The sequence below is a fragment of the Verminephrobacter aporrectodeae subsp. tuberculatae At4 genome, assembly GCF_000193225.1.
Lineage (GTDB): Bacteria > Pseudomonadota > Gammaproteobacteria > Burkholderiales > Burkholderiaceae_C > Acidovorax > Acidovorax aporrectodeae.
Genome location: NZ_AFAL01000689.1, coordinates 1 through 13,368, shown reverse-complemented (window position 1 = coordinate 13,368; position 13,368 = coordinate 1). Strand labels below are relative to the sequence as shown.

General features: G+C 67.7%; 12 protein-coding genes. 8 read left to right on the top strand and 4 right to left on the bottom strand.

Going from position 1 to position 13,368, the window contains the following annotated elements; genetic code table 11:
• Positions 1-22 precede the first annotated feature (22 nt).
• From urtD to urtA, 4 genes are read right to left on the bottom strand one after another with little or no spacing between them, the layout of a single operon-like run.
• A complete protein-coding gene (urtD, locus tag VTU_RS0119190; protein WP_010107568.1) occupies positions 23-901 on the bottom strand; it encodes an urea ABC transporter ATP-binding protein UrtD in 879 nt (292 codons plus the stop codon).
• Positions 898-2,037: an urea ABC transporter permease subunit UrtC gene (gene urtC / locus VTU_RS0119185; protein WP_010107567.1), complete on the bottom strand. Its 1,140-nt coding sequence runs from the start codon at positions 2,035-2,037 to the stop codon at positions 898-900. The genes urtD and urtC overlap by 4 nt, the downstream gene beginning before the upstream one ends.
• A gap of 1 nt (position 2,038) precedes the next feature.
• Positions 2,039-3,613, bottom strand: a complete 1,575-nt coding sequence (urtB, locus tag VTU_RS0119180) for an urea ABC transporter permease subunit UrtB (protein WP_010107566.1) — start codon at positions 3,611-3,613, stop codon at positions 2,039-2,041.
• Positions 3,614-3,668: 55 nt separating this feature from the next.
• A complete protein-coding gene (urtA, locus tag VTU_RS0119175) occupies positions 3,669-4,931 on the bottom strand; it encodes an urea ABC transporter substrate-binding protein (protein ID WP_010107565.1) in 1,263 nt (420 codons plus the stop codon).
• 300 nt (positions 4,932-5,231) lie between these two features.
• Here urtA and VTU_RS0119170 point away from each other — a divergent pair, with 300 nt between their 5' ends.
• The 8 genes from VTU_RS0119170 to VTU_RS0119135 all read left to right on the top strand — a co-directional run bounded on the left by VTU_RS0119170 (position 5,232) and on the right by VTU_RS0119135 (position 13,255).
• The gene (locus VTU_RS0119170) at positions 5,232-5,930 is read left to right on the top strand and encodes a DUF3334 family protein (RefSeq protein WP_010107564.1); all 699 of its coding nucleotides are present in this window, start codon (positions 5,232-5,234) and stop codon (positions 5,928-5,930) included.
• Between the two features lie 155 nt (positions 5,931-6,085).
• Positions 6,086-6,397, top strand: coding sequence for an addiction module antidote protein (locus tag VTU_RS0119165; RefSeq protein WP_010107563.1), 312 nt, complete (start codon positions 6,086-6,088; stop codon positions 6,395-6,397).
• Positions 6,398-6,612: 215 nt separating this feature from the next.
• Positions 6,613-7,596, top strand: a complete 984-nt coding sequence (locus VTU_RS0119160) for a sugar-binding transcriptional regulator (RefSeq protein WP_050809540.1) — start codon at positions 6,613-6,615, stop codon at positions 7,594-7,596.
• A 21-nt stretch (positions 7,597-7,617) separates the two neighbouring features.
• On the top strand, positions 7,618-9,060 hold the full coding sequence (locus tag VTU_RS0119155; RefSeq protein WP_010107556.1) for an ABC transporter substrate-binding protein: 1,443 nt from the start codon (positions 7,618-7,620) through the stop codon (positions 9,058-9,060).
• Positions 9,061-9,117: 57 nt separating this feature from the next.
• Positions 9,118-10,032, top strand: a complete 915-nt coding sequence (locus tag VTU_RS0119150; RefSeq protein WP_010107555.1) for a carbohydrate ABC transporter permease — start codon at positions 9,118-9,120, stop codon at positions 10,030-10,032.
• A gap of 40 nt (positions 10,033-10,072) precedes the next feature.
• A complete protein-coding gene (locus VTU_RS0119145) occupies positions 10,073-10,927 on the top strand; it encodes a carbohydrate ABC transporter permease (RefSeq protein ID WP_010107554.1) in 855 nt (284 codons plus the stop codon).
• Between the two features lie 55 nt (positions 10,928-10,982).
• Positions 10,983-12,083, top strand: a complete 1,101-nt coding sequence (locus tag VTU_RS0119140; protein WP_029554556.1) for an ABC transporter ATP-binding protein — start codon at positions 10,983-10,985, stop codon at positions 12,081-12,083.
• 26 nt (positions 12,084-12,109) lie between these two features.
• On the top strand, positions 12,110-13,255 hold the full coding sequence (locus tag VTU_RS0119135; protein ID WP_010107552.1) for an ABC transporter ATP-binding protein: 1,146 nt from the start codon (positions 12,110-12,112) through the stop codon (positions 13,253-13,255).
• The last annotated feature ends 113 nt before the right edge of the window (positions 13,256-13,368 follow it).

Below are 13,368 nucleotides of genomic sequence, written 5' to 3'. Positions count from 1 at the left end.
GGGGTTGCGGTCTTTCCCGGCGTCAGCGCCCCAGGTAGACCTCGATCACGCGCTCGTCGGCCTGCACCTGATCGAGCGTTCCCTGCGCGAGCACGGAGCCCTCGCACAGCACGGTGACGGTCTGCGCGATGCTGCGCACGAACCCCATGTCGTGCTCGACCACCATCAGCGAGTGCCGGCCCTTGAGGCGCAGAAACAGCTCGGCGGTGCGCGCGGTTTCTTCGTCGGTCATCCCGGCCACCGGCTCGTCGAGCAGCAGCAGCTTCGGGTCTTGCATCAGCAGCATGCCGATCTCCAGCCACTGCTTTTGGCCATGGCTCAGGTCGCCGGCCCTGCGCGCCACGCTGCCGGCCAGGTGGATGGTGTGCAGGGTCTCGGCCAGGCGGTCGGACTGCGCCGAGTCGATGCGAAAGAACAGGCTGGACGCCACGCCCTTGTGCGTCTTCAAGGCGAGCTCCAGGTTCTCGAACACCGTGAGCTCCTCGAACACCGTGGGTTTCTGGAACTTGCGGCCGATTCCCAGGCTGGCGATCCCGGGCTCGTTGTGGCGCAGCAGGTCGATGGTCGAGCCGAAGTACACCGTTCCGCTGTCCGGCCGGGTCTTCCCGGTGATGATGTCCATCAGCGTCGTCTTGCCCGCGCCGTTGGGGCCGATGATGCAGCGCAGTTCGCCCGGCGCAATGTCCAGGCTCAGATCGTTGATCGCCTTGAAGCCGTCAAAGCTGACGTTCACGCCCTCCAGGTACAGGATGCGGCCGTGCGCCAGGTCCACCTCGCCGGGTGTGGCCAGGCGCGAGAAACCCGCGGCGCGCCCGCCGGACGCGGTCTGCCCCGGGGCCGCCAGACGGGCCTGCCTGTCGGCCAGGCGCCGCGCGCCCTGCTCCAGCAGATCGGGCGTCATGGCGCGGCCTCGGCCTTTGTCGCCCGGCCCCTGAGCTGCTTGAGCAGGCCGACCAGGCCATGGGGCAGGAACAGCGTCACGGCGATGAACAGCGCGCCCAGAAAATACAGCCAGAACTCCGGCGCCGTGACCGTGAGCCAGCTCTTCGCGGCGTTCACGACGAACGCGCCCACGATGGGTCCGATCAGCGTGGCGCGCCCGCCCACGGCAGCCCATACGGCGATCTCGATGGAGTTCGCGGCGCTCATTTCCCCGGGGTTGATGATGCCGACCTGCGGCACGTACAGGGCCCCCGCGACGCCGCACATCATGGCGCTCAGGGTCCAGACGCTGAGCTTGTACGGCAGCGGCGAATAGCCCGAGAACATCACGCGGCTCTCGGCGTCGCGCAGGGCTTGCAGCACGCGACCAAACTTGCTGCGCACCAGCCAGCGCGCGAGCAGAAAGAAGCCGAGCAGGGCCAGGCCCGTGAGCACGAACAGCGCCATGCGCATGTTCTGCGTGGCGATCGGCTGGCCCAGGATGCGCTTGAAGTCGGTAAAACCGTTGTTCCCGCCAAAGCCGGTCTCGTTGCGGAAGAACAGCAGCATGGCCGCGTAGGTCATGGCCTGCGTGATGATGGAGAAGTACACGCCCTTGATGCGCGAGCGGAAGGCGAAGTAGCCGAACACGAAGGCGATCCCCCCCGGAACGGCCACGATGAGCAGCAGCGTGGCCAGGAAGCTGTCCGACAACGCCCAGTGCCAGGGCAGTTCCTTCCAGTCGAGGAACACCATGAAGTCGGGCAGAGTGCTCTTGTAATTGCCGTCGCGGCCAATCTGGCGCATGAGGTACATGCCCATCACGTAGCCGCCCAGCGCGAAGAACAGGCCGTGGCCCAGGCTCAGGATTCCGGTATAGCCCCAGATCAGGTCCATGGCCAGCGCGCAGATGGCGTAGCACATGATCTTGCCCAGCAGCGCCACGGCGTAGTCGGAGAGGTGGAACATGCTGCCCGCAGGCAGCCACAGATTGAGCACGGGCGCGAGCGCGCAGACCGCCACCAGGGCCGCGGCGAAGGCCGACCAGCCCGCGCGCGTGAGCAGCGGTGCCGGGGCGGGCAGTTGGAGGGGGAGGGGAAGGGATGGCTCGGTCATGTCAATCCGCGCTGCGCCCCTTGAGCGCAAAAATGCCCTGCGGCCGTTTCTGGATAAAGACGATGATCAGCAGCAGCACGGCGATCTTCGCCAGCACCGCGCCCGCCCAGCCTTCGAGGAACTTGCTCAGCACGCCCAGGCCGAGCGCCGCGTAAACGGTGCCCGCGAGCTGCCCCACGCCGCCGAGCACCACCACCATGAAGGCGTCGACGATGTAGCTCTGCCCCAGGTCCGGGCCCACGTTGCCCACCTGGCTCAGCGCGCAACCGGCCAGGCCGGCGATTCCCGAGCCGAGCGCAAACGCCAGGGTGTCGATGCGCGCGGTGTGCACGCCCATGCAGGACGCGATCGGCCGGTTCTGCGTGACGCCGCGCACGAACAGCCCCAGGCGCGTGCGCCCGATGATCCAGCCCATGCCCAGCAGGACGGCGATGGCAAAGCCCATGATCACCAGGCGGTTGTAGGGCAGCGTGAGGTTGGGCAGCAGCTGCACCCCGCCGCTCATCCACGCGGGGTTTTCCACGCCCACGTTCTGCGCGCCGAAGAGCGTGCGCACCAACTGCATCAGCACCAGGCTGATGCCCCAGGTGGCGAGCAGGGTCTCCAGCGGCCGCCCGTAGAGAAAGCGCAGCACGCCGCGCTCGAGCACCGCGCCCACCGCCGCCGACGCGCCAAACGCCAGCGGCAATGCGGCGACCAGATACCAGTCGAAGGCCCCCGGGAAATACTTCTGGAAAACGCCCTGCACCACGTAGGTGGCGTAGGCGCCGATCATCATCAGCTCGCCGTGCGCCATGTTGATCACGCCCATCAGGCCGTAGGTGATGGCCAGGCCCAGCGCCACGAGCAGCAGGATGCTGCCCAGGCTGATTCCCGAGAACGCGGCGCCCAGGCGCTCGCCCCAGGCGAGCTGGCCGTCGATGGCGCGCAGCGCGGTGCCGAGCGCGGCCCGGACCTTTGCGTCCTCCTCGAGCGTGGCGCGCTCGTTGAGCAGCAGGCGCGTATCGGGCGTGGCGCTGGCCGACAGCGCCTGCGCGGCGGCGATGCGCTGCGCGGCGTCTGCGCTGCCCAGCAGCGTGGCGGCGCGGGCCAACTCCAGCTGGGCCCTGACGCGCGCCTGCGTTTCCTGCGCCAGCGCCCTGTCGAGCAGCGCCATGCGGCCCGCGTCGGGCGCGCGCGTGAGCGCGCGCGCGGCGGCCAGGCGCCGGGATGCGTCCTGGTCGAACAGCGCCAGGGTCGCCAGGGCCTGGTCGATCTCGCCGCGCATGCGGTTGTTGTTGATCACGTCTTCGGCGTCATCGGGCAGGGGCACTCCGGCGCCGGTGACCGGGTCCTGCCCCTGGTCGCCGCGCACGATCAGCGCCTTGCCCGCGGCGATCTTCACCGCGTCGTCGGCCAGTGCCTGCAAAAAGGCCGCGGTGCGCTCATCGGCGTGCACCACGGCCTGCTGCACGGCGGCCACGCGGTCGTCGGTGTCCCCTGCGGCCATGGCCAGCGCCTGCCCGGCGGTCAGTGCCTGGGCGGCGCCGGTGCACAGCGTCAGGCCGGCGCACAGCGCCAGAAAGCATCGCAACATAAGAATCCGGTCAAGAGGGGGAGCTGGCTCCCCGCAAGCAGCAAAGAGCCGGAGCTTATTTCTTTTCGGGCGCGTCGGGCTTCTTCTCGTTGCCTTCAATGTACGGGCTCCAGGGCTTGGCCTTCACGGGGCCGGGGGTCTTCCAGACCACGTTGAACTGGCCGTCGGCCTTGATCTCGCCAATGAACACGCTCTTGTGCAGGTGGTGGTTCTTTTCGTCCATTTTGGAGACGATTCCCGACGGCGCCTTGAAGGTCTGCCCGGCCATCGCGGCGATCACCTTGTCCACATCGGTGCTCTTGGCTTTTTCCACCGCCTGCTTCCACATGTTCACGCCGATGTAGCTGGCCTCCATCGGGTCGTTGGTCAGCGGCTTGTCCTTGTGGCCGGCAATGGCCTTGGCCTTCGCGTAGTCGCTCCACTTCTTGATGAACTCGCTGTTCGCCGGGCCCTTGATCGATTGGAAGTAGTTCCAGGCCGCGAGATGCCCCACCAGCGGCTTGGTGTCCACGCCGCGCAGTTCCTCCTCGCCGACCGAGAAGGCGACCACGGGAACGTCCTTGGCCTTCAGGCCGGCGTTGCCCAGCTCCTTGTAGAAGGGCACGTTGGAGTCGCCGTTGATGGTCGAGACCACGGCAGTCTTGCCGCCCTGGCTGAACTTCTTGATGTCCGCGACGATGGTCTGGTAGTCCGAGTGACCGAACGGGGTGTACTTCTCGTCGATGTCGCCGTCCTTCACGCCCTTGGACTTGAGGTAGGCGCGCAGGATCTTGTTCGTGGTGCGGGGGTAGACGTAGTCGGTGCCGAGCAGCACCCAGCGCTTGGCGCTGCCGCCGTCCTTGCCCATCAGATAGTCCACGGCCGGGATCGCCTGCTGGTTCGGCGCGGCGCCCGTGTAGAACACGTTCTTGCTCAGTTCCTCGCCCTCGTACTGCACGGGGTAGAACAGCAGGCCGTTCATTTCCTCGACCACGGGCAGCACCGACTTGCGGCTCACCGAGGTCCAGCAGCCAAAGATCACCGCGACCTTGTCCTGGCCGAGCAGCTGCCGGGTTTTTTCGGCAAACAGCGGCCAGTTCGATGCCGGGTCGACCACCACGGGTTCGAGCTTCTTGCCCAGCACGCCGCCCTGGGCGTTGATTTCGTCGATGGCCATGAGCACGGTGTCTTTGAGCACGGTTTCCGAAATCGCCATGGTTCCCGACAGGCTGTGCAGGATGCCGACCTTGATCGTGCCCTGCGCCTGGGCGGGGAGCGCGGACAGGCCGGCGAGTGCGGCGGCGGCCGCAAGGGCCTGGAGCGAATGGCGACGTTGCATGGATGCTTCTCCGGTGGGTGGTTTCAAACCGTTTCAAACGCGCCCGACGGGCCAGAGCAGGCTCATCGGGCGCTGGTCCGGATTCTGGAGCAGGGCGGGTGCGGCGCAAATACGCCGGGTGGCGTACATGTATCCCGCCGACGCCCGGACCGCCCGGACCGCCCGGACCGCCCGACCGGGCAGAGCCTTCTCAGCGCCGGCGCGCGCCCTGCGGCGGCGTTGCGCTCTGGCCTCGCGCGGCGCCTTGGCCTATGCTGTGCGCAGCGTCCATCCCGGAGGGCCAAAGCGCCACAAGACACCATGAGCCAGTCCGAAAAAACCAGCGCCTACGGCACCGATGACCTGCTGATCAGCCTGTGCAACTCCGTCACCCGGGTGCTGAACCTGGCCACGCACAGTCCGATCCACTACTCCGGGATGGTCCAGCGCATCAGCAAGACCAGCCTCAAACCGGACATCGGCTGCTTCGTGCTGTTCGACGGCGGCTTCTCGGGGCTGGTGATCATCAACTTCTCGGCCCAGGCCGCCATGGAGCTCTACGCCAACTACCTGCTCAACATGGGCATGTCCAGGGCAGACTTGGCGAGCTCGTACACGTCGGACGAGGTGAGCAACGTCATGGGCGAACTCATGAACCAGGTGGTGGGCGACTTCACGGGCAGGGTGCGGCGCGAATTGCAAACCCACATCACGCAGAACCAGCCCAAGGTGCTGGTGCTCAACAAGCAGGTCATGCTCAGCGTGAACGCCCACCTCGACAATCCCGAAGCCCGGCGCGTGAGCTTCTACACGGGGAGCAACAACATTTTCTATCTGGAACTCGCGATCGACCACACCGAGTTCATCAAGCTCCACGACTTCGAGGCCCAGGACGCGCCCGACCCCGACGCGCTCATGGCCGAATCGCAGCCGCCGCAGCCACCACCGCAGACCGCACCCGCAGCACACACCACGGGGCAGGACGACACCGAGTCCCTGCTCAAATCGCTGGGCATGTGAGGGGACGTTGCGGTGGGGTGGTGACGCCGGGCTGCATGCCTGCCGGGTCCTTTGTTTGCGCTTGATCAAGTGCGCTCGGCGGCGGCAGCAAGTCAACGCAGCAGGCCGACATGGACAAGGCCATCGAGATAGCAAAGTCTTTGGAGGATTGAACCATGACCAAGAAGATCAAAGTCTCCGAACTCCCCGAGTTCGATGCAGCCGAGTACCTGAACAGCGCGGAAGACGTTGCCGCGTACATCACGGCCGTTCTTGAAGAGAACGATCCCGGGCTGCTGGCGGCCGCTCTCGGAGACATTGCCCGTTCGCGCGGCATGACGCAGATTGCGCGGGATTCCGGCATCACCCGGGAAGCCTTGTACAAAGCCCTTCGGCCCGGGAGCGAACCGCGATTCGACACGGTAAGCCGCGTCTGTGCCGCCCTCGGTGTGCGCTTGGTCGCCCAACCCGTGCACGCCACAGCCTGACAGAGACCCCCGCCGCCAGCGGGCGACCCGAGCGCAAGGCTTGGGTCCGGGCCGGTCCGCCAGCCCCTTCTGGCGCATGCCCACCGGACGCCCCCCGAACCCGGAACGCATCCCCAGGGTAATCACCCGTGTGGTGTGCCGCTTTTCCGTGCACAGTATTGAACAAATGAATGTGTTCAGAACAATTGTTCTATCACCAAGAACCGGAGTCCGCCGTGGACGCTGAGCAGAGCCTGGCCATCCGCGCTGCGTGGCTCGCGTACGTGGGCGGCCATACGCAGGAGGAGATCGCCGAGCGCCTGGGAATCACCCGCGTCAAGGTGCAGCGGCTGGTGGCCTCGGCCATGAAGAACGGTCTGGTGAAGTTCTTCGTCGAAGGCGTCCCCGCCGAGTGCCTGGCGCTCGAAGACGAGCTCATGCAGCGCTTCGGCCTGGACCGCTGCGTGGTCGTTCCCGACGTGGACGACGGCACGCAGCCGCCGGAATCGACCATCGCCAGCCTGGCCTCTGCCGCCGCACGCTACCTGCACCGGCTGCTTGGCAGCGGCACGCTGCAGCGCGTCGGAATCGGCCAAGGCCGCACGCTGGCCGCAATGGTCGAGCGGCTGCCGAGCCTGCAGCTGCCCGGCGCGCGCTTTGTCTCGCTGCTCGGCAGCCTCACGCGGCGCTCCTCGGCGAATCCGTTCGACGTGATCGCCAAGCTGGCCGAGCGCACCGGCGGCGAGTGCTATTTCATGCCCGTGCCCTTCATCGCCGACAGCGTCGCCGACGCCGAGGTGCTGCGCGCGCAGCGCGGCGTGCAGGACGTGTTCCGCCTGGCACGCGAATGCCAGCTGTGCGTGGTCGGAATCGCCGACCTGACGCCCGCAACGCATCTGCTGCGCAGCCAGTCGCTGACCCCTGCGGAGCTCAAGTCGATCCGCGCCGCGGGTGCGGTGGGCGAGCTCGCGGGCCGCTTCATCGCGGCCGACGGCAGCCTGATCGCGCATGAAATGAACGCGCGCGCCGTCGGCGTTGGACTCGACGAGCTGCGCGGTCGCCAGGTGCTCGCCGTCGCAGGCGGCAAGTACAAGGCCGAATCGATCCGGGCGGTGCTGCGCACCGGCGTGTTGACGGCCCTGATCGTGGACGAGGCCACTGCCAAGGCGGTGCTTCGAACCCGGGGAAGCGGCGCAGCAGCCGGGACCCGCTCACATTAAAAAAAACCGGAGACGCACACCATGTCTGAAACACTCAAGGCCCTGGCCCGGGCCTGTCACGCGCAACGGCTGGACCGCCGGGGCTTTCTCGCGCGCGCCGCGGCGCTCGGTTTCAGCGCCAGCGCCGCGGGACTGATGCTCAACGCAGTGTCCACCGAAGCCCTCGCCGAGGACGGCGGCGTGGACTTCATGAAGCACAAGGGCAAGACCATCCGGCTGCTGCTGAACAAGCATCCCTACGTGGACGCGATGGTCAGGAACATCGAAAACTTCAAGACCCTGACCGGTCTGAACGTCGGCTACGACATCTTTCCGGAAGATGTCTATTTCGACAAGGTGACCGCGGCCCTGGCGAGCAAGAGCAGCCAGTACGACGCCTTCATGACCGGCGCCTACCAGACCTGGAAGTACGGCCCGGCGCGCCAGATCGTCGATCTGAACCAGTACCTCACGGACCCCCGGCTGACCTCGGCCCACTACGCCTGGGACGATGTCTACCAGAACCTGCGCGCGGCCACCGCGTGGGACGGCAGGGCCGGCTCCGCGCTGGGCGGCCCGGGCGCGAAGCAATGGGCGCTGCCCTGGGGCTTCGAGCTCAACAGCCTGTCCTACAACAAGCGCCTGTTCGACTCCCTGAAGCTGAGCGTGCCGACGAACCTCGCGGACATGGCCGACAAGGCCGCGCGCATCAGCAGGAGCGGCAAGGGCTACGGCATCGGCGTGCGCGGCTCGCGCAGCTGGGCGACGATCCACGCGGGCTTTCTGTCCGCGTACACGAACTTCGGCAACAAGGATTTCACCAGCGCGGACGGCAAGCTGGCGCCGGCGATGAACACGCCGCAGAGCAAGCAGTTCCACCAGCAGTGGATCGACATGGTGAAGAACGGCGGGCCGAAGAACTGGACCAACTACACCTGGTACGAGGTCGGCAACGACCTGGGAGCGGGCAACTCCGCGATGGTCTACGACGCCGACATCCTGGGCTACTTCTTCAACGGCGGCAGCAACCAGGAGGCGGGCAACCTGGCCTACGCCGCGTTCACGCCGAACCCGGCCGCCAAGGCGCCCACGCCGAACATCTGGATCTGGTCGCTGGCCATGAGCGCGTTCTCCAAGCAGAAGGAGGCCGCCTGGTTCCTGCTGCAATGGGCCACCGGAACGCAGAACACCACCTTCGGCGCGACCCGGGGTGACCTGGTGAACCCGGTGCGCAAATCGGTGTGGGAGAACGCCGATTTCAAGGCGCGGCTCGACAAGTCCTACCCCGGCTACCTCAAGCAGTACCTGGCCAGCGTCGAGGGCGCGAAGATCTATTTCACACCGCAGCAGCTGTTCCCCGAGTTCACCACCGACTGGGCCTCCACGTTGCAGCAGATGTACGGCGCAACGCTGCCGGTGGACGAAGGGCTGGACAAGCTCGCCGAGGGACTCACGCGCAAGCTCCGGGGCGTGGGCCTGGCCTGATCCCGCGCGCGGCGCCCCGTCCTCACCCCAAGCCCCGGTGCCCAGGAAGCCCCCGTGATGGCCGCCCCGACCGTGCGCCCGCGCAACCACCCACGCGCGCGCACGCTGCTGCCCTACCTGCTGAGCCTGCCGGCGCTGCTGGTGTGCGTCGGCATCCTGATCCCCTTCTTCACCGCCGTGGGCTATTCGTTCCAGCGCTACAACCTGTCCTTTCCGGAGCAGCGCGCGTACGTCTGGTTTGCGAACTACGTGGACCTGTTCACCGACGGCGCGTTCTGGAACACGGTGCGCGTGTCGCTGGTCTACACGCTGGCCACGGTGGGCGTGCAGCTGCTGCTGGGAATGGGCATCGCGCTGCTGCTCAGGGAGCGCAACCGCGTGAACAACGCGCTGAGCGTGCTGCTCATCCTGCCGCTGATGGTCGCGCCGGCGATCGCGAGCCTGATGTGGAAGCTCATGACCAACCCCGGCTTCGGCGTCCTGAACTACCTGCTCGGGCTGCTCGGCGTGAGCGACTTCGGCTGGTCCTCGCAGCCGCAGACGGCGATGTTCACCGTGGTGCTGGTGGACACCTGGGTCTACACCCCGTTCATCGTCGTGCTGCTGCTCGCCGGGCTGCGCGCGCTGCCGCCGCAGCCCTTCGAGGCGGCGCGGCTCGACGGCGTCCCCGCGAGTTTCGTGTTCTTGCGCATCACCTTGCCGATGCTCACGCCGTACATCCTCACGGCCGGCATGTTCCGCATGCTCGACAGCATCCAGCAGTTCGACATCATCTATTCGATGACCCAGGGCGGCCCGGGCGACGCGCTCACCGTGTTCCAGGTGCAGGCCTATCTGGAGGCGTTCAGCTTCTCGAACATCGGCCGCTCGGCGGCGCTGGTGCTGATCCTCTGGGCCATCACCTACGCGCTGTCAACGCTGTTCATCCGGCATTGGCTCGCGCTGCGGCAAAGAGCCCGCGGGCAGGTCTGACACCTGACGCCTGGCGCGCAACCCGGGAGACGGACACACCATGGACTCCACCCTCTTGCGGCGCCTGGCGCGCCCCGTGCTGCTCACGGCCGTCGGGCTGTTCTTCCTGTTCCCCTTCGTCTGGGTCCTGCTGATGTCCTTCATGACGAACCAGGACATCCTGCGCAGCACGCCCACGCTGGCCTTCAGCCCCACGCTGGAGAACTACGCCGCGCTGATCGCGGGCCAGCTCAGGACCGACGTGGGCATGCTGCCGAGCGACTACATGCGCAACCTCTGGAACAGCCTGCTGCTGTCGGGCGCGTCGGTGCTGCTCTCGCTGCTGCTCGGCGTGCCCGCGGCCTACGCGTTCGCGCGCTTTCGGTTCCGGCTCGGCGAGGACATTGCCTTCATGCTGCTGAGCTTTCGTTTCGCGCCGCCCATTTTGGTGCTGCTGCCCTTGCAGCTGTACTTTCAGGAGATCGGCCTGTACGACACCTACGCCGGGCTGATCTGGGTGTATCAGCTCATCACGCTGCCGCTGATCCTGTGGATCGTGCGCGGCTACTTCGAGGACATCAGCCCGGACATCGAGAACGCCTACCGCCTCGACGGCCACAGCTGGATCAAGGGCTTTTTCCGCATCGCGATCCCGCTGGCGCGCCCCGGAATCGCCGCTGCAGGCCTGCTCGCGTTCATCTTCGCGTGGAACAACTTCGTGTTCGCGCTGATCCTCGGCTCGTCGAGCGTGCAGCCGGTCACGGTCGGGGCGCTGGCCTTCATCACCGCGTCCGGAATCCAGTACGGCCAGATCGCGGCGGCGCTGATGATCAGCGTGCTGCCCACGGCGGGAATCGCCCTGTTCGCGCAGCGCTACCTCGTCGAAGGGCTGAGCCTCGGCGCGGTCAAGGGCTGACGCACGGCCGCGCAATCCACTGAAATGTGCAATGAAAGCGCGCAAGGAACCCCGCATGCCCCATCTGAAAATCAGCGGCCTGTCCAAGGGCTTTGGCCGCAAGCAGGTTCTCGACGGCCTCGACCTGGAGGTGCAGCGCGGCGAATGCCTGGTGGTGTTCGGCGGTTCGGGATCGGGCAAGACCACGCTGCTGCGCCACATCGCCGGCCTGCTGACGCCCGACGCGGGCCAGGTCTGGATCGACGGCCAGCCGGCCGGGGACTCCGGCGCGCAGCAGCGCGACGTGGCCATGGCCTTCCAGAACTTCGCGCTCTACCCGCACATGAGCGCGTTCGAGAACATCGCCAGCCCGCTGCGCGCGCGCAGGATGGACGAGGCCGCGATCGCGCAGCAGGTCCGGGAGGTGGCGGCGCTGCTGCGCATCGGTCCGGTGCTCGGCCACAGCCCCCGGCAGCTGTCCAACGGCCAGAAGCAGCGCACCGCGCTGGCGCGCAGCCTGGTGCACAGGCCGCAGATGCTTCTGCTCGACGACCCGCTGCGCAACGTGGACGCGAAGATCCGCTTCGAGATGCGGATCGAGTTCCCGAAGCTGTTCCGGGCCTTCGGCTCGACGGTGCTCTACGTGACGCAGGACTACCGCGAAGCGCTGGCGCTCGGCGACCGCATCGGCGTGCTGGTGGACGGCCGTTTCCAGCAGATCGACTCGCCCGCCGGCGTCTACCACAATCCGCAAAGCCGCGCGGTGGCGCGCCTGTTCGGCGACCCGCCGATGAACCTCCTGGAGGTGACGCCGCGCCGCCGCCCGGGCCCGGGCCCGGGCGGTGCGCTGGAAGTGCCCATTGGCGCCCGGGCGCTGGCCCTGCCCGAGCCGCGCGCCGACCTCGCGGGCCGCCGCTGCGTGCTCGGCGTGCGCCCCGAGGACCTGCTGTTCGGCACCGACCCCCGCCCCGGCGCGCTGCCCGTGACCCTGGAGGCGGCGATGCCGATGAACGTGCGCACCGTCGCGCTGCTCAGGACCGACGACGGCGTGGAACTGCTGTCGAGCCGGCCCGAGGACCCCGCCCTCGCCGCGCAGCGCGGGCACCTGCGCGGCTTCGCCACGCTCGCGCCCGGGCGCAGCATGTTCTTCGACCCGGTCAGCGGGGCGCGCGTCTGAAGCCGGCCGAACCAGGACCTCCAGCCATGGCATGCGTCACCCTCCAGAACGTCAGCAAGATCTACGACCGCGCGGACAGGTACGTGGTGAAGTCGGTGAACATGCAGATCGGCGACGGCGAAATCGTCTCGCTGCTCGGCTCGTCGGGCTGCGGCAAGACCTCGACGCTGCGCATGATCGCCGGCTTCGAGACGCTCAGCGAAGGCAGCATCCGCATCGGCGACCGGGCCATCGACCAGCTCGCGCCCGCCGAACGCAACGTGGCCATGGCCTTCGAGGGCTACGCGCTGTACCCGCCGCTGAGCGTGCACGAGAACATCGCCTTCAGCCTGCTGCGCGGCAAGACGCCGCGCGAGCAGGTGCGCGCGCGCGTGCGCCAGGTCGCCGAACTGCTCGAAATCACGGACATCCTCGACAGCTACCCGCCCACGCTCTCCGGCGGACAGCAGCAGCGCGTGAGCCTGGCGCGCGCGCTGGTGCGCCACGCCGACCTGCACCTGCTCGACGAGCCGATGTCGCAGCTCGAGCCACAGCTGCGCGCGCTGCTGCGCGCGCGCATCAAGGACTATCTGGTCGCGCACCGGATGACCGTGCTGTGCGTGACGCACGACCAGACCGAGGCCATGGCGCTGTCCGACCGCATCGCGGTGATGTCCGACGGCGTGTTGCAGCAGTTCGCCACGACCGAGGACCTCAAGGAGCGGCCGGCGAACCTGTTCGTTGCCGGCTTCATCGGCGAGCCCGCGATGAACCTGCTGCCGGCCCGGGTGTCGCGCCGTGGGAGCCGGATCGGGGTCGTGCTGCCCGCCGCGGCGGGCACCGATGCGCTGCGCCTGGACCTGGGCGACAGCGCCCGCGTGCCCGCCGCGGACGGCCTGCGCGACGGGCACGCAGTGCATCTGGGCGTGCGGCCGCACAAGGTGCGCATCGGCGCCGCGCCGGCGGGCGGCAACGCGAACACGCTGCACGGCACACTGGCCTTCAACCAGTGGCAGGGCGACCAGAGCCATATCGGCATTCACCTCGGGGGGCCGACGCTGCTGCTCGTGGTGACCGACGGCGCGGTCGATCTGGCCGAGCACAGCCCCGTCACGCTGGACCTGCCGCAGACGGCGCTGCACCTGTTCGACAGCCACAGCGGACGCGCCCTGCTGCACGGCGCCGATCTCTGAGCCCCAAAACCATGCAGCAGCAAGACCTCATCATCGGCGTTGACGCCGGCACCTCGGTCATCAAGGCCGTGGCCTTCGACCGCGAAGGACAGCAGCTGGGCCTGGCCAGCACC

Excerpts from the sequence above, each read along its gene's own strand:
- VTU_RS0119150 (WP_010107555.1), top strand. The coding sequence starts at position 9,118 with ATGGCCGCCCCGACCGTGCGCCCGCGCAACCACCCACGCGCGCGCACG.
- VTU_RS0119145 (WP_010107554.1), top strand. The coding sequence starts at position 10,073 with ATGGACTCCACCCTCTTGCGGCGCCTGGCGCGCCCCGTGCTGCTCACG.
- VTU_RS0119165 (WP_010107563.1), top strand. The coding sequence starts at position 6,086 with ATGACCAAGAAGATCAAAGTCTCCGAACTCCCCGAGTTCGATGCAGCC.
- urtB (WP_010107566.1), bottom strand. The coding sequence starts at position 3,613 with ATGTTGCGATGCTTTCTGGCGCTGTGCGCCGGCCTGACGCTGTGCACC.
- urtA (WP_010107565.1), bottom strand. The coding sequence starts at position 4,931 with ATGCAACGTCGCCATTCGCTCCAGGCCCTTGCGGCCGCCGCCGCACTC.
- VTU_RS0119155 (WP_010107556.1), top strand. The coding sequence starts at position 7,618 with ATGTCTGAAACACTCAAGGCCCTGGCCCGGGCCTGTCACGCGCAACGG.
- urtC (WP_010107567.1), bottom strand. The coding sequence starts at position 2,037 with ATGACCGAGCCATCCCTTCCCCTCCCCCTCCAACTGCCCGCCCCGGCA.
- VTU_RS0119135 (WP_010107552.1), top strand. The coding sequence starts at position 12,110 with ATGGCATGCGTCACCCTCCAGAACGTCAGCAAGATCTACGACCGCGCG.
- VTU_RS0119170 (WP_010107564.1), top strand. The coding sequence starts at position 5,232 with ATGAGCCAGTCCGAAAAAACCAGCGCCTACGGCACCGATGACCTGCTG.
- urtD (WP_010107568.1), bottom strand. The coding sequence starts at position 901 with ATGACGCCCGATCTGCTGGAGCAGGGCGCGCGGCGCCTGGCCGACAGG.
- VTU_RS0119140 (WP_029554556.1), top strand. The coding sequence starts at position 10,983 with ATGCCCCATCTGAAAATCAGCGGCCTGTCCAAGGGCTTTGGCCGCAAG.